At 59.2% G+C, this 19,037-nt stretch carries 20 protein-coding genes; 11 read left to right on the forward strand and 9 right to left on the reverse strand.

The genetic code is table 11. From position 1 onward, the window contains the following. The first annotated feature begins 21 nt into the window (after positions 1–21). Complete coding sequence (locus RUM8411_RS14375; protein ID WP_085823401.1) at positions 22–318, forward strand: DUF72 domain-containing protein; 297 nt, start codon at positions 22–24, stop codon at positions 316–318. On the opposite strand, the gene RUM8411_RS14380 is transcribed toward RUM8411_RS14375, so the two are convergent. From RUM8411_RS14380 to RUM8411_RS14390, 3 genes are read right to left on the reverse strand one after another with little or no spacing between them, the layout of a single operon-like run. Continuing rightward, positions 319–1,056 carry a VOC family protein gene (locus RUM8411_RS14380; RefSeq protein WP_085823402.1) on the reverse strand — a complete coding sequence of 246 codons (738 nt, stop codon included), beginning with the start codon at positions 1,054–1,056 and terminating at the stop codon, positions 319–321. Further along, positions 1,053–1,661, reverse strand: coding sequence for an enoyl-CoA hydratase/isomerase family protein (locus RUM8411_RS14385; RefSeq protein WP_085823403.1), 609 nt, complete (start codon positions 1,659–1,661; stop codon positions 1,053–1,055). The genes RUM8411_RS14380 and RUM8411_RS14385 overlap by 4 nt, the downstream gene beginning before the upstream one ends. Beyond that, the gene (locus RUM8411_RS14390) at positions 1,658–2,401 is read right to left on the reverse strand and encodes an SDR family oxidoreductase (RefSeq protein ID WP_085823404.1); all 744 of its coding nucleotides are present in this window, start codon (positions 2,399–2,401) and stop codon (positions 1,658–1,660) included. The genes RUM8411_RS14385 and RUM8411_RS14390 overlap by 4 nt, the downstream gene beginning before the upstream one ends. A gap of 139 nt (positions 2,402–2,540) precedes the next feature. Between RUM8411_RS14390 and RUM8411_RS14395 the strand changes: the two genes are divergently transcribed. From RUM8411_RS14395 to lpxK, 5 genes are all read left to right on the forward strand, one after another. Then, the gene (locus RUM8411_RS14395) at positions 2,541–4,064 is read left to right on the forward strand and encodes a DUF2125 domain-containing protein (protein ID WP_085823488.1); all 1,524 of its coding nucleotides are present in this window, start codon (positions 2,541–2,543) and stop codon (positions 4,062–4,064) included. Positions 4,065–4,219: 155 nt separating this feature from the next. Next, a complete protein-coding gene (locus RUM8411_RS14400) occupies positions 4,220–5,566 on the forward strand; it encodes a TldD/PmbA family protein (RefSeq protein ID WP_085823405.1) in 1,347 nt (448 codons plus the stop codon). Continuing rightward, the gene (locus RUM8411_RS14405) at positions 5,553–6,353 is read left to right on the forward strand and encodes an inositol monophosphatase family protein (RefSeq protein WP_085823406.1); all 801 of its coding nucleotides are present in this window, start codon (positions 5,553–5,555) and stop codon (positions 6,351–6,353) included. Before RUM8411_RS14400 ends, RUM8411_RS14405 begins: the two co-directional genes overlap by 14 nt. Beyond that, complete coding sequence (locus RUM8411_RS14410) at positions 6,350–7,585, forward strand: 3-deoxy-D-manno-octulosonic acid transferase (RefSeq protein ID WP_085823407.1); 1,236 nt, start codon at positions 6,350–6,352, stop codon at positions 7,583–7,585. Before RUM8411_RS14405 ends, RUM8411_RS14410 begins: the two co-directional genes overlap by 4 nt. Further along, positions 7,572–8,570 carry a tetraacyldisaccharide 4'-kinase gene (gene lpxK, locus RUM8411_RS14415; protein WP_085823489.1) on the forward strand — a complete coding sequence of 333 codons (999 nt, stop codon included), beginning with the start codon at positions 7,572–7,574 and terminating at the stop codon, positions 8,568–8,570. The genes RUM8411_RS14410 and lpxK overlap by 14 nt, the downstream gene beginning before the upstream one ends. 41 nt (positions 8,571–8,611) lie before the next feature. Here lpxK and RUM8411_RS14420 read toward each other — a convergent pair whose 3' ends face one another. Both RUM8411_RS14420 and RUM8411_RS14425 read right to left on the reverse strand, forming a co-directional pair. Further along, a complete protein-coding gene (locus RUM8411_RS14420) occupies positions 8,612–9,277 on the reverse strand; it encodes a DsbA family protein (RefSeq protein ID WP_085823408.1) in 666 nt (221 codons plus the stop codon). Between the two features lie 14 nt (positions 9,278–9,291). Continuing rightward, positions 9,292–9,798, reverse strand: coding sequence for a DUF721 domain-containing protein (locus RUM8411_RS14425; RefSeq protein ID WP_085823409.1), 507 nt, complete (start codon positions 9,796–9,798; stop codon positions 9,292–9,294). Between the two features lie 81 nt (positions 9,799–9,879). On the opposite strand from RUM8411_RS14425, the gene mutY reads away from it, so the two are divergent. Together mutY and RUM8411_RS14435 are read left to right on the forward strand one after the other, a co-directional pair. Further along, complete coding sequence (gene mutY, locus RUM8411_RS14430) at positions 9,880–10,935, forward strand: A/G-specific adenine glycosylase (RefSeq protein WP_085823410.1); 1,056 nt, start codon at positions 9,880–9,882, stop codon at positions 10,933–10,935. 58 nt (positions 10,936–10,993) lie between these two features. After that, complete coding sequence (locus RUM8411_RS14435; protein ID WP_085823411.1) at positions 10,994–12,130, forward strand: alkane 1-monooxygenase; 1,137 nt, start codon at positions 10,994–10,996, stop codon at positions 12,128–12,130. Positions 12,131–12,214: 84 nt separating this feature from the next. On the opposite strand, the gene RUM8411_RS14440 is transcribed toward RUM8411_RS14435, so the two are convergent. The 4 genes from RUM8411_RS14440 to RUM8411_RS14455 all read right to left on the reverse strand — a co-directional run bounded on the left by RUM8411_RS14440 (position 12,215) and on the right by RUM8411_RS14455 (position 16,168). Continuing rightward, the gene (locus tag RUM8411_RS14440; RefSeq protein ID WP_085823412.1) at positions 12,215–13,597 is read right to left on the reverse strand and encodes an adenylate/guanylate cyclase domain-containing protein; all 1,383 of its coding nucleotides are present in this window, start codon (positions 13,595–13,597) and stop codon (positions 12,215–12,217) included. A gap of 145 nt (positions 13,598–13,742) precedes the next feature. Then, a complete protein-coding gene (locus RUM8411_RS14445; protein WP_085823413.1) occupies positions 13,743–14,846 on the reverse strand; it encodes a site-specific DNA-methyltransferase in 1,104 nt (367 codons plus the stop codon). 106 nt (positions 14,847–14,952) lie between these two features. Beyond that, complete coding sequence (gene rnhB / locus RUM8411_RS14450; RefSeq protein WP_085823414.1) at positions 14,953–15,570, reverse strand: ribonuclease HII; 618 nt, start codon at positions 15,568–15,570, stop codon at positions 14,953–14,955. A gap of 109 nt (positions 15,571–15,679) precedes the next feature. Continuing rightward, positions 15,680–16,168, reverse strand: coding sequence for a hypothetical protein (locus tag RUM8411_RS14455; RefSeq protein ID WP_085823415.1), 489 nt, complete (start codon positions 16,166–16,168; stop codon positions 15,680–15,682). Positions 16,169–16,345: 177 nt separating this feature from the next. Between RUM8411_RS14455 and RUM8411_RS14460 the strand changes: the two genes are divergently transcribed. From RUM8411_RS14460 to RUM8411_RS14470, 3 genes are all read left to right on the forward strand, one after another. Then, positions 16,346–16,633: a hypothetical protein gene (locus RUM8411_RS14460; RefSeq protein ID WP_085823416.1), complete on the forward strand. Its 288-nt coding sequence runs from the start codon at positions 16,346–16,348 to the stop codon at positions 16,631–16,633. Then, a complete protein-coding gene (locus RUM8411_RS14465; protein WP_085823417.1) occupies positions 16,605–17,306 on the forward strand; it encodes a winged helix-turn-helix domain-containing protein in 702 nt (233 codons plus the stop codon). Before RUM8411_RS14460 ends, RUM8411_RS14465 begins: the two co-directional genes overlap by 29 nt. Before the next feature lie 96 nt (positions 17,307–17,402). Further along, entirely contained in the window at positions 17,403–18,974 is a 1,572-nt protein-coding gene (locus tag RUM8411_RS14470) for a DUF427 domain-containing protein (protein WP_085823418.1), read from the forward strand. Positions 18,975–19,037: the final 63 nt, after the last annotated feature.

Raw genomic sequence — 19,037 nt, forward strand, 5'->3', positions numbered from 1 at the left:
TGGCGCGACCTTACCTTTACCATGACTGACAGCGATCCGATCTGCCCGCTTTGTGACCGCCCGATCCCCGATGGGGGTGGCAGCCTGCACCATCTGATCCCAAAACTCAAAGGGGGCAAGGGCGGACCCACGGTTTTGCTGCACGTGATCTGCCACAAAGAAATCCACGCCACCCTGACCGAAGCCCAACTGGCGCGCGAGTTCAACACGGTCGAGGCGCTGCGCAGCCATCCACGGTTAGAGACATTCCTGAACTGGGTTCGCAAACGCCCGCCCGGCTTTCGGTCGAAAGTACCGGGCAAGCGGCGCGGACGGTGATCAGCCCGGCCGGACCGGATCGCCAAAGGCATCGCGGACAGTGTCCTTCAGCCCCTGAAATTCAAGCCCACGATAATCCGGTACTGGCGCGAACCGGGCTCCGGCGACGTGCTGAAACTCTAACGTGGTGTAAGGGCGTTTCCACAGCCATTCGCGGTTTTCGACTGACCACAGATCCGCGACGGGCGGAGCCTCGTCCGTGAACGCATAGAAATGCAGATCGAACCCGTATTGCGAGACATCCTGCATCGACAATAACCGCATGCCCTGCGCGCGACAAAAAGCATCCTCGGCTGCGATATCCCCGGTGCGCAGAGTGATCTGGCCAATACAAGCCCCCGCAAAGGGATCGGCAGGGTCTGCAGCACCTGCAGGGCGGTTGTCCTGAAAATCATGTTGCAGAAGCTCGATCACAAACCCTTCGGGGTCCTGCAGATGGCACATATACCCGATATCCTGAAACTGCTTCGGGTCCGAGACTTTTACTCCCTTCTGGCGCAGGTATTCCACCGCAAGATCGACATCCGGCAACGTGATCCCGATCTTCCAATAGCGCTGCCCCGGGTCCTGCGCATACCCGCCGCCGCCGTGCATCAGCAACAAGTCGGCATCCGGCCCACCATAGCCAACGCGCTGGTTCTGCCGGTGCCCATGTACAGACATCCCCAGAATGTCCCGGTAGAACCCGGCCAGGCGATCGGGGTCGGTGACACGCAGGTACAGCGCAGACAACCTCATCGACATAACTGCCCAATACCAGCCGCGATCGCCGGGTCGGCCGCAAGACTGTCGGCAACCAGATCCTGCGCCGTATGCATCAGCATGTCAGGGTCTACCACCCGATCCACCAGACCAAAGCGATACGCCTCATCCGCTGTGATCTTTTGCCCCGCCATCAGGATCATCCGGGTCCGGGACGGCCCGATCAGGGCCGCCATGCGCACTGGGTCCGAAGGTTGCGGCAAGAACCCCAGCTTCATAACCGGATAGAAAAATTTGGCAGACGGCACAGCGATACGCATGTCGCAGGCCAGCGCCATCCCGTTGGCACCCCCCGCCAACGTCCCGTTCAGGGCCGCGACCGTTAAACAGGGCAACGCGGCGATTGCGCCGGACAGGCGTTCCCACAGATCAGAGGTCGCAAGACCGGCGCGCACCTCATCCAGATCAGCACCAGCGCTGAACACCTTGCCCGCGCCAGTTAAAATCAACGCACGCGCCTCGGTTGCAGCCTCGGCAATCTCCGACAGTTCGGCCAGCATCGCGCCCGTCAGCGCATTGGCTTTTTCCGGGTTGTTCAGCGTGACCGTCCACAACCCGCCTGCCTTGGTCAGTTCAATCACGTCAGTCCAATCCTTTGGCGTATTTCTTCACGCCGCAATGAAATCTCGGATCCCAAAAATTCATCTGCGTCGCTGGTACACATCCACAACAGCGCCCGTGCGGGCCAGTCGGCAGGGATGTGATCGCTCCAATCCAGCTGGCTGACGGCATTGATACCACTGGCCTTGATCACCCGTTGCATATCCGTGGCGACGGTTCCGGGGGACAGGCCCAGGGCGCGGATGCCGTGAATGGCTTCTTCAAGATGTAAACATTCAGTCAGCATTTTCGCCCCTGCTTTTGAGGCACAGTAATGGCTCCACGCTTCAACCGGGTTTGACGCCGCACCCGACGAAACCGTCAGCACTGTTCCCCCACCAGCGGCCCGCATGACCGGTAAGGCGGCACGCATTCCGTGGAAAACACCCTTGAGGTTTATGTCGATCGCCGTGCCCCAAGCCGCGACATCCGCGTTCGACAGGTGAAAGATCGGATCGATGACGCCTGCGTTTCCAATCAGCACGTCCAACTCACCGAATCGGTCAACGCAATCAGCAACGGCCTGTTCTACTTGCGCGAACTGGCTGACATCACATTCCAGCGCGATGGCATTGTCGCCCAGCGCATCCGCCAGCGCCGAAATCTGGTCTCGGTTGCGCGCGACCAAAGCGACATTCGCCCCGGCTGCGGCAAATACGCGCCCCGCCTCGGCCCCGATGCCGCGGCTGGCCCCTGTTATCAGTACGGTTTTGCCCTGCATTGGGACGCTGTACCTCCGTTGGTTTTAGATTGTGTGAATCTCTAACGCGTGAACGGGGAAAGGGTCCAGCCCTTGCCCCTTGACGCCCGACGCCGCAGGCACGACCATGCCGGCAAAATTGATCAAGAAGGGTTCTCTAATGTCCGTTTTCCTTCGCCGCAGCTGCGGCGCAGTTTTGGCTTATGCCGTTGTCACCCAGGGTGCGCTGGCAGACGTTACCGCCCAAGATGTCTGGAACGATTGGCAGGCCTATCTGTCCCAGATGGGTTACACCGTGTCCGGTGAACAATCCGTTGCCGGAGATGTGACAACCATCGCCGACATGACCATGTCGGTGGACCTGCCGGAAGAAGACGGACAGTTCCAGATGACCATCCCCGAGATGACGCTGACTGAAAACGGCGACGGCACGGTCAGCATTGCAATGCCGGAAAACTTCCCCATGATCATTGCGGGAGAAGCTGAGGGCGAGACGTTTTCCGTCAATATCGGCTATTCCCAGACCGGTCTGGACATGGTCGTTTCGGGCACCCCGGACGAGATGACCTATGACTATACAGCCGACACCCTTGGCATCACGCTGGACGAGTTGATAGTCGACGACGAGGTCATGCCCGACGATGTTCTGGGTGTGAACTTTGAGATGACCGAAGTGACCGGCAGTTCGCGCATGAAAATCGGTGAGATTCGCGATGTGGATCAGGAATTCACCGCGGCGGGCCTGACCTATGATCTGGCATTCGTCGACCCTGAGTCCAATGATACCGGCAAGATCGACGGATCGGCCAACCAGCTGACCTTTGAAGGCAACAGCCTGATCCCCGAGGATTTCGACTTTTCCGATCCTCAGGCCTTTTATGGCAACGGTTTCTCCTTCTCGGGCGTGTTCACCTATGCCGCTGGTCAAACCGCAATCGCGGGTACCAGCGAAGGCGAAGCGTTCACGATGGGCAGCGAATCCGAGGGCGGCCGGTTCGGCGTCGGCCTCGATTCCGAGCGTTTGGCCTATGATATCGAGCAAAACAGCGCGAAACTGGCGATCACCACGGCTGATTTACCCTTCCCGATCGAAATCGCCATGGCCAATGCCGGGCTCAAGTTCGAATTCCCGGTACAGCAGTCCGAAGAAATTCAGCCCTTTGGTTTCGCAATGAACCTGACGGATTTCACGATGTCGGACATCCTGTGGAGCATCTTTGACCCCGCAGGCGCCCTGCCTCGCGATCCGGCAACCATTGCGCTGGATACCTCCGGCACGGCCAAAATCCTGACCAATTTCTTTGACCCCGAAGCGATCGAGGCCATGGAGTTTTCGGAGGAGGCACCGGGTGAGCTGCATTCGCTGAAAATCAACGAATTGCTGGTGTCTTTGGTTGGTGCTGAACTGACCGGTGACGGCGATTTCGCTTTCGACAATTCCAACACCGATGAATTCGACGGCATGCCCGTCCCTTCAGGCGTTGCGAACCTGAAACTGGTTGGTGCAAACGCGCTGATCGATAAGCTCATCGGCATGGGTCTGCTTGGCGAAAGTGACGCCATGGGCGCACGCATGATGATGGGTCTGATGGCCGTACCGGGCGAAGAGCCGGACACGCTGAACTCGAAAATCGAGTTCACCGAAGATGGCCAGATCCTGGCCAATGGTCAGCGCATCAAGTGAGGAAACCCTGGAAAGGCGGCTTCGGTCGCCTTTCCACCCTCACGGGTTCTCAACCCTTGTCCCTTTCACCTTATTTTGCACCATCCAATAAGGCCGTAGGTCTTGCGGGACCGGCGGTCCAAGGCTAGGTCCAATGCAACAGGACCGGAGGCCACATGACCCTTACACCCGAGAAAATCAGCCAAAACCTGCTGCACGCAGCCCGCACGGCCGGGGCAGAGGCAGCGGATGCGATTGTGATCGATGGCTCTTCGGTGTCGGTCGAAGTGCGTGGCGAGGCGTTGGAACATGCGGAACGTTCAGAAGGCACCGATCTTGGCCTGCGGGTATTTCTGGGCAAAAGGCAGGCCATCGTATCCAGTTCGGACAGCCGCCCTGAAACGCTGACCGCGATGGCGGAACGCGCGGTCGCCATGGCCCGCGAGGCGCCCGAAGACCCGTTCACCGGATTGGCTGATGCTGACCTGCTGGCCCAGGACTGGGACCTGCAGGCGTTGGAGTTGTTTGACCCAAGCCCGGAACCCGCGGCCGAGGAATTGCTGCGTGATGCGCTGGCTGCCGAGGCCGCCGGGATGGCGGTTCGCGGCGTGTCGCAGGTGTCAGACGCGGCGGCCAGCTATGGAACCCATCGCGTGCATCTGGCGGCAAGTAACGGTTTTTCCGGCGGCTACATGCGCAGCAGCCGCTCGACCTCTTGCGTGGCAATCTCAGGCCAAGGCACAGGGATGGAGCGTGACTATGACGGCGACAGCCGTACCTTTCAAAGCGACCTCCGTAGCCCGGATGAGATCGGCCGAACCGCAGGCGAACGCGCCGTGGCACTGGTTGGGGCGCGAAAACCCGCAACCGGCACTTTCCCGGTTCTGTTTGACGAACGCATCTCATCCTCGTTGATCGGTCACTTGCTGGGGGCCAGCAACGGGGCGGCCATCGCCCGTGGTGCCTCGTGGTTGAAAGACAGCCTGGGCGAGCAGGTGCTGCCCAGCCACTTGTCCCTGATCGAAGATCCCCACCGACCTCGCACCTCAGGTTCGCGCCCCTTTGATGCCGAAGGATTGGCGACCCGGCGCAGAGCTGTTGTTGAAAACGGCATCCTGACCGGCTGGACACTGGATTTGTCCAGCGCCCGCAAACTGGGCATGACCTCAACCGGCAATGCCGCGCGTGGCGTGTCTGGGCCGCCCTCGCCCAGCAACTGGAATCTGAGCCTGACGCAAGGCGACCAAAGCCGCGCAGACCTGTTGCGCGATATGGGAACGGGCCTGCTCGTTACCTCGATGATCGGATCGACGATCAACCCAAATACGGGCGATTATTCGCGCGGGGCCTCGGGTTTTTGGGTCGAGAATGGTGAAATCACGCACCCGGTCAATGAATGCACCATTGCAGGCAACCTGCGCGACATGCTGAAACGGATCATCCCGGCAAACGATGCCCGCACCCACCTGTCGCGCGTTGTCCCGTCGGTGCTGATCGAGGGAATGACACTTGCCGGCACCTGATCTGCCCCTTCTGATCGACGCGGCGCTTGAAGCCGGAAAGATCGCCACCCAGTTTTCGGGCCGCACAGCGCAACGCTGGGACAAACCCGATGGTGCAGGCCCGGTGACCGAGGCTGATCTGGCCGTCAATGCGATGCTGGAACAGCGCCTGCCTGCCGCCCGCCCGGGATATGGCTGGCTAAGCGAAGAAACCGAGGACACCAGTGACCGGCTGACAAAAAGCCGCGTGTTCATCATTGATCCGATCGACGGCACCCGCAGCTTTGCCGAAGGCTCACGCACCTGGGCGCATTCGTTGGCTATTGCCGAGCAAGGCGAGGTGACCGCCGCAGTGATCTACCTGCCCTTGCGTGATCTTCTCTATGCCGCCGCCAAGGGGCAAGGTGCGACGCTGAACGGCGCGCCAATTGCCGTGTCACATGTGCCTGACCTGGAAATGGCCGAGATTCTGGCCGCCAAACCCAACCTGGACGCCCACCATTGGCGGCAGGGTCAGGTGCCGGATTTCAAACGAAATTACCGCCCGTCGCTGGCCTATCGCATGGCGCTGGTCGGGCAAGGCCGGTTCGACGGAATGCTGACCCTGCGACCCAGCTGGGAATGGGATATTGCAGCCGGGGATCTGATCATCCGCGAGGCCGGCGGCATTTGTTCCAATCGACAGGGTCAGCCCTTACGTTTCAACAACGCCCATCCACGCCTGAATGGTGTCCTCGCCGCCAGCACTGGCATACATGCGGCGCTATATGCGCAACTCGATCCAGACAGTTCCGGGATCGCCTCATGAGCAAACCGCGCTCACTTAGCCTGGCCGCTTATCGCGTTCTGTCCTGGGGGGTGCAAAACAGCGCCGACACGCCCTATATCCCACGCCCCGAGGGTGAGTTGATATGGGTTCACATCAGCACGCAGGATCGCCAGCGCGCGGTTGTTGATTTCTGTCGCAGACTGCAACAGGCCCGACCCAGCCTGTCGGTGTTGCTGACTGCCCCGCCTGACGCCAACCTGACCCGGTGGGAAAGCGGGGGCTACACACTGATAAACCTCCCGTCCGAACAGGGCGGTGCGGCGCGGGCATTTCTGGATAACTGGCGCCCGGATCTTGGATTGTGGGTCGGTGGCGCGCTGATGCCAAATGTCATCACCCGGGCCGAGGAACACGGCATTCCCCTGATTCTGATCGAGGCTGGCACGGATATTCAGGTCGCGCGCGGGGGTCGATGGCTGCCTGACATCACGCGCTATACGTTCGACTGTTTCCAGACGATTCTGGCTACCACCTCTGAGACGACCCGAAACATCCGGCGGCTTGGAGTTGCCTCTGCCAAGGTAAAGCAAGCGCCCCCGTTGCATGTCAGCCCAAACCCCAAACCCTGGCCCGAAGACGAGTTGATCGAGACCAATCACGCCCTTGCAGGCAGGCCTGTCTGGCTTGCGGCATGGGTGCAAGACAAAGAGTTCATCTCGGTCCTCAGCGCCCACCGGCAAGCGACCCGGATGTTGCCCCGGCTGGCTCTGGTGTTGCAGGTTGCAGACATGACCGAGGCCGAGCCATTGAGGCGGCGGTTGGAAACCATGGACCTGCGCTGCGCCAACTGGGATAGCAGCGGTCAGATTGAAGACACGACCCAAGTCATCCTGTCCGCCATGCCCGAGGATCTGGGCCTGTGGTATCGGGTTTCTGCCGTGAGTTTTCTGGGCAGCTCACTGGAACGTGGTGCCGGGGGGCACGATCCGCTTTACGCCGCAGCCTTGGGATCGGCGATCATTCACGGACCTTTTGTACACCGTCACCAGCAGCTATACGATCAGCTGAACCACGCAGACGCCGCCCGTGCCGTCAGAACGGCCACCGAACTGGGTGACGCGGTGGTCGAACTTTTGGCCCCGGATCGGGCCGCGGATATGGCGCTGTCCGGGTGGAAAATCGTGTCCGAGGGTGCCCCGCAGGCCGATCAGCTGATTGATCTGGTGCAAGACTGTCTGGATGAACGGAGCGCCGATCATGCGAGCACCTGATTTCTGGAATACCGCCCCGGATCACCTGGACCTGCGCGCCCGGGTGCTGGCCCCGCTGGGGCGTCTCTATGGGGCGGCAACTGCGCGTCGGATCGCATCAAAACCTGGTCTGAACCCCGGCGTGCCCGTCATCTGTGTCGGCAATCTTAACGCAGGTGGCACCGGCAAAACGCCGACCGTGATCTGGATAATCGAACAGCTGCGTGATGCCTGGCATCAAACCCATGTTGTCACCCGCGGCCATGGCGGATCACTGGAGGGTCCCGTTCGCGTCGATCCCGGTAAACACACCGCCGCACAGGTGGGGGACGAGCCGCTGTTGCTAGCTGCATTTGCTGATGTTTGGGTGGCCAAGGATCGCGCGGCTGGCGCACAGGCTGCCGCAGCGGCCGGAGCCACCGTGATTGTGTTGGATGACGGGTTTCAGAACCCGTCGGTGGCCAAGGATTTTTCGGTGATCGTTGTGGACGCGGTCAAAGGTTTTGGCAACGGGCTGTGCCTGCCAGCTGGCCCCCTGCGGGAACCGGTCGATATTGGCTTGCAACGCGCCGATCTGGTTCTGTCACTGGGCGAGGCCGAGGCGCAGGACCAGTTCTCAAGGCTCTGGCAAAACAAGCTGACTGTCCCACACGCAACTGGTGCTGTCGCGCCGTTGCAAACTGGCATGGATTGGAGCGACACGCAGATTCTGGCCTTTGCCGGCATCGGCCACCCCGAGAAGTTCTTTGCAACGCTGCGCGGCCTGGGTGCAACCCTGCTGCGAGCCGAAGCGCTGGACGACCACCAGCCGCTGACCCCGGCGCTGATGACACGGTTGGAAAGCGAATCCCGGGTGTTGGGGGCGCAGATGGTCACAACAGAGAAAGACGCTGTGCGCCTTCCGGCAGCGTTTCGCAGCAAGGTGATCACTCTGCCCGTGCGTCTGGAAATCGATGAGGCTGACATGGTCCGGGACATGCTGTTGCAGATCGCCCCGTCGCCCTGATTGGTGGAAAACGACCGGCCCGATAGGCCGGTCGCAAAAGCTTAGCTGCCCAGTTCAGCTTCGATAAGCTGCTTGAACTCTTCATAAGATTGGTTGTCGACCTGCTTGCCGTTCACGAGGAAAGACGGGGTCGCCTGAATACCATCACGCTCGGCGTTTTCCTGATACCAGGCCACCAGCGTTTGCGCGCGGGTGCCGTCCTGAAGGCAGGCCTCAAGCTGGTCATTGTCGATCCCGGCCAGACGGCCGATCTTGCGCAGCTCGTCCACGATTTCAGCCGGGCCCCCTGCTTTGGTCCATTCCGACTGGCCATCATAGATCAGGTCGGAAATGCCAAAGAATTTCTCGGGACCATCGCAGCGCGCGACCATTGAAGCCCACAGGCCATAGCGGTCAAAATACACTTCGCGATAGATGAACTTCACCTTGCCCGTGTCGATGAAATCCTTCTTGAGCTGTTTGAACGGCCCGGTGTGGAAATTCGCGCAATGCGGGCAGGTATAAGACGCATATTCGATGATCTCGACCGGCGCGTCGTCGGCCCCTTGCACCATTTCGACGACGGTCGAGGTGTCCAGTTCAGCTTCTTGTGCCTGGGCGCTGCTGATCAGCGGATAGGAGGCGGAATTGGAATTTGACGTCGACAGCCAATAGCCGCCAGCGGCCACGGCGACGGCCGTACAAATTCCGGTTGCAATACGGCTCATTACTCAGCCCTTTCTTAGCGTTTTTGCTTGGATAAAACGTTACGGCCCAGACGTTCAAGGGCTGCGCGCAGATCACCATCGTGAACATCCTGCGCGGCCCGGTCCGCCTGGGCGGCGACTTCTGGTTCGGTCTTGGGTTTCGCTTGTTTCGGCTGGTGGTCGAAACTGGCCTGCCCCTCGGCAAATCCGGTCGGCGCGGTCTGGGTGATGCGCACCCGGCTGATCGCGTTATAGCCATAGACGGCATTCACCTTGCTGCGCAGCTGTTCCTTTTGCATCTCAAGCACCGGGGCCTGCGGTCCGGTGGTCAGAACGGTCAGGGTCGCGCCCATGCCGCCCTTGCCATAGCCCACCTTTACGGGGCTGGCGATGGCGGCCATATCCTGACCGACGATTTCAGCCCATCGGGTCAGCAGACGCGACACTGCAAAGCCCCGGCTTTCCCCGGCGCGCCTGATCTGGTCGTTCAGCAATGTCGCGGTGCGTTTGAACCCGCGGGTCGAAGAACGTCTGCGCTGCATCTGGTTTCCAACTCCTGCCCCACTATTGTAGAGGGCATATGAACAGGCGCCAGCGAAACCCGACAGGGAGATAGATAAAACTTGCGTGAAACCAGTGAAATTGACCTGAGCCGAACCCTGCTGAACTGGTACGACCACCACGCCCGTTCGATGCCATGGCGCGTGGGCCCGGCAGATCGGGCTGCAGGCGTGGTGCCGGACCCCTATCGCATCTGGCTGTCCGAGGTGATGCTGCAACAAACGACAGTGGCTGCTGTGCGCGAGTACTTCCTTCGGTTCACCTCGCGCTGGCCAACGGTTCAGGCCCTTGCGGCCGCGCCTGACGACCAAGTCATGGGCGAATGGGCCGGGTTGGGCTATTACGCCCGCGCCCGAAATCTGCTGAAATGCGCGAGGGTTGTGACCGATGACCATGGCGGAGCATTCCCCGACACTTATGACTCCCTTCTGAAACTGCCGGGCATTGGCCCTTACACGGCCGCTGCGATCTCGGCCATTGCCTTTGATCGCTCGGAAACCGTTCTGGACGGCAATGTCGAAAGGGTCATGGCCCGGTTTTTTGACATCCACGACCCTCTGCCCGGTTCCAAACCACAGCTCAAGGAAAAAGCCGCTGTATTGACGCCGCGCCAGCGCCCCGGCGATTACGCGCAGGCAGTGATGGATCTGGGCGCGACGATCTGCACGCCGAAATCCCCGACCTGTGGGATTTGTCCGCTGCGCGACCCTTGTCAGGCCCGTATGGCCGGAACGCAGCCTGACCTGCCGCGTAAAACACCGAAAAAGCCCAAACCAACCCGCTATGGGCATATCTACATCGCGCAAGCAGAGGACGGAGCGCTGTTGCTGCAGCGTCGCCCAGACAAAGGGTTGTTGGGTGGCATGCTGGGCTGGCCCGGTTCCGACTGGTCAGAGGCACCAGCCGAAACGCCGCCTTTTTCGGCCCAGTGGCATTCCCTTCCAGGCGAGGTGCGCCATACCTTTACCCATTTCCACCTGATCCTGCGCATCTGGACAGCGCCCTTGCCTGAAAACACTATTCCAAACGGCCTACTTGTGATGGCGAAACACGCTTTTCGACCCGGCGATCTGCCGACGGTCATGCGCAAGGCCCATGATCTCTGGCGCAATCGGTAACCCATTGTGACGATGTCGGTCTGGGACTAATCTCGGCGCAGTTGTACGGAGCCACTCGATGATCGCACCTGAGACCCTGTCACGCTGGCAATCGGCCCTTCCGTTCTGGGTCTCTTTCCTGCTGATTCCGTTGATCTGGGCCGCTGCCTTTGCCGGCGGCTGGTGGGTTCTGCTGGTGCCGCTGTCGACCTGGTGGGCCTTTGCTCTGCTGGATCGGTTGACTGGGCTAGCGCTGAACAACGCCGACCCCGACACGCCCGACACTGCGTTGCACTGGTATGTGCTGCTGACCAAAGCCTGGGTCCCAACACAGTTCCTGACGCTGTATGGACTGATCTGGTACACAACCCATACGGATCATCTGACCACACTGACCAAAATCGGGCTGTTCTTTGGCATGGGCGTGATATCCGGGACCATCGGCATCAACTACAGCCATGAGCTTATGCACCAGAAAGGGCGATTGGAACGCTGGCTGGGGGACATCCTGCTGGCTATGGTCCTGTATTCGCATTTCAGGTCCGAGCACTTGCTGGTGCATCACCGCTATGTTGGCACCCCGCGCGACCCGGTCACCGCACGGTACAACGAGGGGTTCCACCGGTTTTACCCCCGTGTCTTGATACAATGCCTCGTCTCGGCCTTCCGGGCCGAGCGTGACAAACTGGCGCGCAAGGACCGCCCCTGGACCGACCGCGCCAACCCATTCTGGCGCTACTGGGCATTGCAGCTGGCCATGCTGGTGCTGGCCTTCGCGATCGGAGGCCTGCTCGGCGTTGCCCTGTTTTTGATTCAGGCAGGTGTCGCCATCTGGCAGCTTGAGCTGGTCAACTACGTGGAGCACTACGGCTTGACACGGAAGCATCTGGGTCAGGGAAAATACGAACATGTTCAGCCCCGTCATTCGTGGAACGCGTCACAAAAGGCGTCAAACTGGCTGCTGATCAACTTGCAACGACACTCGGACCACCACTACAAACCCAACCGCCGCTTTCCGCTGTTGCAACACCATTCCGAGGATGCCGCGCCGCAACTGCCCTATGGCTATCCGGTGATGACGGTTGCCGCGATGATCCCACCGCTCTGGCGGCGGGTGATGAACCCGCGCGTGCGGGCCTGGCGTCGACAGTACTACCCTGAAATCTCAGACTGGAAACCTTACAACCGGTCGCAAAACCCGACGCCTGGGACCTGACCGCAGCACGCGCCAGCGTGCTGCCTGGCCCAACGATCCGCATTGCATCTTTGATGCAGGGCAGATCGGCGGGAGCACCCTGTGCTACATCACCCAAACATCCATCGGGTATTCAACGCCGCGCACCGCCTTGTTGATATGCGCCTCGAACCCGGCCATGAGTTCGGCCGCGGTGTTGCCCTCCTGCTCCAATTGCACCCGCACCGCTTCGCTCAGGACAATCCGGGCCCGGAATTCGCGTGTCAGCGCCTCTAGCTTGGCGGCAACGTTCACCGCATCTCCTATCACCGCAAACTCCAGACGATTGGCCCCAATATCGCCCAAAACCACCGAGCCATAGTGAACCCCGACCCCAACATGGATCTCGGGCTCGCCGGCCCTACGCCGCTCCAGATTCCAGCGGTTGATAACAGTAATCATATCCCGCGCGCAGGCCACCGCGTTGCTGGCATCCGACGGTGTCGGCACTGGCGTGCCAAACGTGGCCATCAGACCATCGCCCAAGTATTTGTCCAATGTACCGTGATGGCGGAAGACCTCAGCCTCCATGCGTGCATGAAACCCGCGCAGAACTTCGATCACCTCATAGGGATCGCGACCGGCCGCATATTTGGTGAACCCGACAATATCGATGAACAGAACCGCTACATTCTCTTTGCGCACCTGCTTGAGAGGGTCGTCATTCTGGCTCAACTCCTCAACCACATTGGGTGAAAAGTACCGCGATAGATTAGCCCGTTCACGTTCCAGCCCCGCATTTGTCATCAACAACAGATTGAGCCGCCGCATCGACACACCCAAAGTCACGGCCACCATCATGAACACAACCACCTGCTGAACGCGTATGGAGGATCTGAAACTATTAGGATCTAGGATTTGAGCCATATCCGGGTATCCGGTCAGAGCGTCAGTCAATCGGGTGCTTATCTCTGGCATCGGTGTGGACACCCACCAGGCGATGATCCAACCTACCGTCCACATCATGGCAGTCCAGGACCCGATAGCAATCACCGTCCGCCAGGAATAAGCCAGCGTACCCGCGGCCAGGATGATGAAAAAATACTGGAAATTGTCGAACCGGTATTGCATGGCCAACGGCCGCACATCGTCGCTGAACGGGTTTGGCACGATCATGCCCAAGGTCATGATCAGCAGATCGGCAAAGATCAGCAGCAGCTCGGTCCGGGACTGGCCTACGCGACCTGCACGCTGGATTAGCCAGCCATTGGCGCAGATCAGCACCAAGATGAAGTGATACCAAAGCACATCCCAATGCGGGTTGAGATAGATCAGCAAAACCCCGGTCAGCCCCATCGCGATCCAGCGGGCTCGAACAGCCAGTTCCAGCCCTTCGCGCTTATGCCGCTCCAATGCAGCCTCGGTGTATTTGTTTTCCACCTCGACCCTGTCGGGCTGCGTTCCAAAGAACCGCCCAAAACGGGAAACGCTGGCTGTGGTATCCGACATGGCTGGGGCTCCTTCACTGGGCCGTAAAGTATAGAAGGCTCATATCGAAACCTGGGGCGGATGAAAACAAAAGACCCCGCCGAAGACGGCGGGGCAAGGCTTAGTGCCGTGTGTCAGGCCACAGGCACCGGCGGTATTGGTGTAATCAGTTGTGCATTTCGGCCCGTATCTGCTGACGCAGCACGTCGATCGGCACGGTTTTGCCGTCGCGCTTAAAGCACCAGTAGGTCCAGCCGTTGCAGGACGGCGCGTTTTCCAGATGCGCGCCCACCTGATGGATCGAGCCTTTGACGTTGTCGCCCACCAGCGTGCCATCGGCACGCACCTTGGCCTTGTGGCGCTGGTTCATGGAATACAGCTCTTCGCCCGGGCGCAGCATGCCGCGTTCGACCAGCTGACCGAAGGGCACGCGCGGTTCAGAGCGTTTGCTGGCGCTGACCTCCAGCGCCTCGCGATCAAACTTGCGGACCTTGGCGATGCGTTTCTCGGCCACCTTGCGATAGCTTTCCTCGCGCTCGATCCCGATGAATTCGCGGCCCAGCATCTTGGCCACAGCCCCGGTCGTGCCGGTGCCAAAGAACGGGTCCAGGATCACATCACCGGGATTGGTCGACCCGATCAACACCCTGTGCAGCAGCGATTCCGGCTTTTGCGTCGGATGTGCCTTGTCGCCGTTTTCGTCCTTCAGACGCTCATGCCCAGTGCAAATTGGCAGGACCCAGTCGCTGCGCATCTGAATGCCTTCGTTAAGAGCCTTCAGCGCCTCATAGTTAAAGGTGTATTTCGCACCTTCGCGTTTGCTGGCCCAGATCATCGTCTCATGCGCGTTGGTGAACCGTTTGCCGCGGAAGTTTGGCATCGGGTTCGATTTGCGCCAGACAACGTCGTTCAGAATCCAGTATCCGGCGTCCTGCAGGGCTGTACCGACGCGAAAAATGTTGTGGTAGGACCCAATCACCCAAATCGCGCCATTGGGCTTGAGCAGACGATGCGCCGCTTTCAGCCATTCGCGGGTGAATTGGTCATAAACACCAAAGCTTGAAAACTGATCCCAGTGATCGTCAACCGCATCCACCTGGCTGTTATCCGGGCGGTGCAACTGACCTTTGAGTTGAAGGTTATAGGGTGGATCGGCGAAAATCAGGTCTACCGACGCCTCGGGGAGACCGTTCATCACTTTGATGCAGTCCCCGGATAGAATCGTGTTTAGAGGGAGCGCTGCTGCGCCCTTTGTCTTGGTCGTTGTCATATCACTGCCTCAAGTTCCACGGCGCTTTTGCGCTCATTTGGTTGAGACAAGGATGAGTCATCCTGGATTCGCCGTCAATTTCTTTTTTGAATCAGCGACTTACAATTTACTCTTGATACAAGATATTGTGCACAGGCTTGAACGAACGTCTATGGTGTGGGGTCACACCAAGATTTTGCAGCGCTTGCTTGTGTTGTTTTGACGGATAACCGGCGTTTGTCTCCCAGCCATATCCGGGATGCTGTTGCGCCAAATCCACCATCAGTTGATCGCGCCAGTTTTTGGCGACGATCGAAGCGGCCGCAATCGACACCGAATAAGCATCACCTTTGACCACCGCCTGCGCCGGAAGCGCTAGATCGCGCGGAATCATGTTCCCGTCGATCAGCAAGTAATCCGGCGGTGGGTCCAGCGCCGCCACCGCGCGCTCCATCGCCAGATGAGAGGCCCGCAAGATGTTGATCTCATCAATCTCGGCGACCGAGGCTTGGGCTACGGCAACCTCAGCCCTATCGTGCAGGGCTGCCCCCAGGACAGCGCGCTTTTTCGCGGCCAGCTTTTTGGAATCGTTCAGCCCTTCGGGGATATCGTCGGGGTTGAGGATAACGGCGGCTGCAACCACCGGGCCGGCCAGTGGTCCACGGCCAACTTCATCGACGCCGGCAATCCGAAAATAGCCCTTCGCCACGGCGTCTTGTTCAATAGAGTAATCCGGAGATGTCATAGATCAGGAAAAACGCGTTTTACCGCCCATCGCAAGAAAAAAGAGAGGGCAGCTTGCGCCACCCTCTCCTGCGCGGCACTTCTGCGGTGCCGCTCCTGCTCGAAGACCGTTACCTGTAACTCACGCGGTATCCCTTTTGGCGCAGGCAACCGGGATGGTACGCCCGTCTGGACTTTTTGCCGTTCCAGAACTTGACCTTGCACTGGTTCGGCAGGCTTTTGCTGTATTTGTAGTGTTTGTTGAGGCAACCCGCCCCCAACAGCGGGCGTTTGTGGGAATACGCCTTGAAGGTGCGCAGGCAGCGCTGCGGCAGGTCGTATTTAGCGATGTGTTTCGGCAGCGGGCGCACATGATGCGGCCTGATTGCAGGCTTGGGGTGCGCGTGGTGCTTGGGCGGTTGGTACACATGATTGTAGTTATGCGTCACCGTGTTTTTCTTGTTCTCATCGCTGAAATGCTTCACGGCAGCGCCGATCAGCGCAATGGCGGCCAGCCCGCCAAGGATGTCCCCGGCATCTGCGGCCCGCGCCTGTGAGGCCGAGACGCCGGTGACTGCAACCGCTGTTGCCACGATCAGGGCGATAAATTTCTTATGCATGGTGCGTGTCCTTCAATAGTCTCAGATAAGGCCCGGGGCGGGCCGTGTATTCGATGTCCCGACACTGGCTGTCCCCCTGTCAGACAAGCAATAACGCCCCGGTGTTATCCGATAGCAGACCCGCGAAACCCCTTAGGTTATTGAATATCGGACCATCCCATGCGCAGGATGCGGCCTATGAAACAGATCCTCTCTTCTCTGGCCGTTATGGCCCTGATATCGCTAGGCACTGCGGCGCAGGCGGCCGACTGCTATGCCGACTACAAGGCCAAGCAGGACAATCCGTTGCGCCTGCACTATGGCGTCATGCAAGTCTCGGCCTGTGACAAAGGGCAGGCCAAAAAAGAGGTTGCCCAACGCCTCAAGGGGTCGGGCTGGACCTTGCTGAACGTCATGTCCGTGTTCGGACCCGAAGGGTTGGATAAAAGGAAGGCCAATGCCGGAAAATTCTATCTCCGTTACTGAGGCCAGACGCTCGGGCGTGCGACTGGTTGGCGCGGGCATCGTTGCAATCGTCCTGATACTGGTGACGGCGGCCATTTTCCTGTTCTGGACTCTGCCCGACGCCAATGCCTTCAATGCCCGGGTCGAGCGGCTGTTTATCGAAAGCGACCTGACCTCACAGACCGAAATTCGCCTGCTTGAGATTCTGGCCCAGTCAGGCACGGCTTTTGCCGACACCTTGTCCAGCTATCGGATGGTGATCTTCGTTCTGCTGGTCTTTGCCAGCGCGATGCTGGTGACGGCGCTAGTGTTTCTGGTGATGCTGGTGCTGTTGAACCGACGCATGGCACAGATCGAACGCACCGGTATTCAGGTGACTTCGTTGTTGATCAGCCGCGAGGAAAACACCGTTTACCTGAACAACATGGATTTCAAACTGACCCCGGCGGCGATGGAAACCCTGTCTGTTCTGGCCGAATCCCGGCTGGATGACGAGGTTCTGTCCGGCGCGCAAATCGAAGGCATGATTTCCGGCCGTGACGCTGCCGATTGCGATGAAGCCGCAGGGGCCACGCGCATAAAACGGCTGCGGGATACACTTGGCAACCAGATGGTCAGCGAGCTGCTGGTCAAGAACATCGCCAAAAAGGGCTACATGCTGTCCATTGAAAAAGACGTGATCCAGATGGTCTGAGCGCACAGGGTCTGTGTGATAAAATAACGCTCACCCCCCTTGGAAAACCTCAGCCAAAGGCCCATCCTATAGGGACCCGCGCCAGGGAGGTTGATGATGAACGTTCACACCACACCAAAAGTCAAAGGCTATGGGATCTCAGTTGAACCGTTGAAAGGTCGGGTTGCGATCTACCGGGATGAGATTCTGCTGGCCGAAAGCACCAATGCCAAGGTCATGTATGAAACGCGGTTGCCGCCGGCGATCTATATCCCGCGCAAAGACGTCTGCATCGATCTGAGCGACGAAACCGAGTTGCAGACCTTTTGCCCATTTAAAGGAACCGCGACCTATCACGACGTCAGTGTTGGCGGCACGCAAATTGCAAATTCCGTCTGGGCCTATGAAGAAGCCCTGCCTGAAAGCGTCGCCATTCAGGGTCATATCGGGTTTATGTCCGGCGTCTATACCCGGCTGGATCTGGGTGAGAACACGTTACGCGACCCCGAAGATGGCAATATCAGCGGCCCCCTGATCGATTGGCTGATGCGCGGTGCATCCAACAATGACACGCCCGAAGCCTTCACCAAAGCACTGGCCGAGAAGATGCTGGAACATGGCATCGCCATTCAACGCCTGAGCATCCTGGCTTGGTCGCTGCATCCACTGATCGCAGGCAAGCACTATATTTGGGAAAAGGGTGTGGCCGAAATCTCGACCAATGTCCCGACCTATGAAATTCATGACCATCCGGCTTACCTCAACAGTCCACTGCGGCATGTGTCGAACGGGCTGGGCGGCGTACGCCAGCGTCTGAATGACGAAATTCCTCAAAACAGCTTTCCGATCATGGAGGATCTCAGGGCAAAGGGCGCCACCGATTACGTCGCCATGCCGCTGCCGTTCTCGGACGGGCGGACCAATGTTCTGACGCTGACTTGCGATCACCCCGACGGGTTCACCACGGAAAACCTGGGGCTGGTGTTCGAGTGCTCCTCGGTCATTGCTCGGTTTTACGAAGTTTTTATGCAGCGTGAAAACGCACAGGTCCTGCTTGAAACCTATGTGGGCAAACGTTCAGGTGCCCGCGTTCTGGGTGGCGAGATTCGACGCGGTGATGGGGATGAGATCGACGCAGCCATCATGTTCTGCGATCTGCGAAACTCTACCAGCCTCGAAGAACAACTTGGCCGAACCGCTTATATCAGCGTGCTGAACGACTTTTTTGAAACCGTGTCCGGTATCGTGCATGAAAATGGCGGTGAAGTGCTGAAGTTCATCGGCGACGCGGTATTGGCGGTTTTTCCAGCTGGCGAGGATTCAATAGCCGCGCGCGAAAATGCGCAACGCTCGGCGACTGAAATTGTAGAAAAGCTGGGTGAACTGCGTTCGTCAGGGTCAGACATCCATTGCGATTGTTCGATTGGCGTGGCCTATGGGCGGGTCACCTATGGTAATGTCGGATCGCGCGAAAGGTTGGACTTTACCGTGATCGGGCAGGCCGCGAATATCGCCGCCCGGCTGGGGGAATACGGTAAAACGGTCAGCCATCGTATTGTCGTGTCTGCCGATATCCTGCCTGCATGCGCCAATGCTATACCGCTGGGGGATGTAAAACTGCATAACGTGTCGCAGCCAGTGACGTCCTTTGCCCTCAGAACATCGGCGGATGCAGTGCTGGACGCCTGAACCCGGCACCTGTTGTGCGCATCAATACCTGCCTAACCGCGTTCGACAGTTTCATTCCGCGGG

Origin of the sequence: Ruegeria meonggei, from assembly GCF_900172215.1 — a bacterium.
Classification (GTDB): Bacteria; Pseudomonadota; Alphaproteobacteria; order Rhodobacterales; family Rhodobacteraceae; genus Ruegeria; species Ruegeria meonggei.

Coding starts and splice junctions, on each gene's coding strand:
- RUM8411_RS14395 (WP_085823488.1), top strand. CDS start 2,541: ATGTCCGTTTTCCTTCGCCGCAGCTGCGGCGCAGTTTTGGCTTATGCC.
- RUM8411_RS14470 (WP_085823418.1), top strand. CDS start 17,403: ATGAACGTTCACACCACACCAAAAGTCAAAGGCTATGGGATCTCAGTT.
- RUM8411_RS14420 (WP_085823408.1), bottom strand. CDS start 9,277: ATGAGCCGTATTGCAACCGGAATTTGTACGGCCGTCGCCGTGGCCGCT.
- RUM8411_RS14435 (WP_085823411.1), top strand. CDS start 10,994: ATGATCGCACCTGAGACCCTGTCACGCTGGCAATCGGCCCTTCCGTTC.
- rnhB (WP_085823414.1), bottom strand. CDS start 15,570: ATGACATCTCCGGATTACTCTATTGAACAAGACGCCGTGGCGAAGGGC.
- RUM8411_RS14380 (WP_085823402.1), bottom strand. CDS start 1,056: ATGAGGTTGTCTGCGCTGTACCTGCGTGTCACCGACCCCGATCGCCTG.
- RUM8411_RS14465 (WP_085823417.1), top strand. CDS start 16,605: ATGCCGGAAAATTCTATCTCCGTTACTGAGGCCAGACGCTCGGGCGTG.
- RUM8411_RS14460 (WP_085823416.1), top strand. CDS start 16,346: ATGAAACAGATCCTCTCTTCTCTGGCCGTTATGGCCCTGATATCGCTA.
- RUM8411_RS14410 (WP_085823407.1), top strand. CDS start 6,350: ATGAGCAAACCGCGCTCACTTAGCCTGGCCGCTTATCGCGTTCTGTCC.
- RUM8411_RS14375 (WP_085823401.1), top strand. CDS start 22: ATGACTGACAGCGATCCGATCTGCCCGCTTTGTGACCGCCCGATCCCC.
- lpxK (WP_085823489.1), top strand. CDS start 7,572: ATGCGAGCACCTGATTTCTGGAATACCGCCCCGGATCACCTGGACCTG.
- RUM8411_RS14390 (WP_085823404.1), bottom strand. CDS start 2,401: ATGCAGGGCAAAACCGTACTGATAACAGGGGCCAGCCGCGGCATCGGG.
- RUM8411_RS14400 (WP_085823405.1), top strand. CDS start 4,220: ATGACCCTTACACCCGAGAAAATCAGCCAAAACCTGCTGCACGCAGCC.
- RUM8411_RS14455 (WP_085823415.1), bottom strand. CDS start 16,168: ATGCATAAGAAATTTATCGCCCTGATCGTGGCAACAGCGGTTGCAGTC.
- RUM8411_RS14425 (WP_085823409.1), bottom strand. CDS start 9,798: ATGCAGCGCAGACGTTCTTCGACCCGCGGGTTCAAACGCACCGCGACA.
- RUM8411_RS14440 (WP_085823412.1), bottom strand. CDS start 13,597: ATGTCGGATACCACAGCCAGCGTTTCCCGTTTTGGGCGGTTCTTTGGA.
- RUM8411_RS14445 (WP_085823413.1), bottom strand. CDS start 14,846: ATGACAACGACCAAGACAAAGGGCGCAGCAGCGCTCCCTCTAAACACG.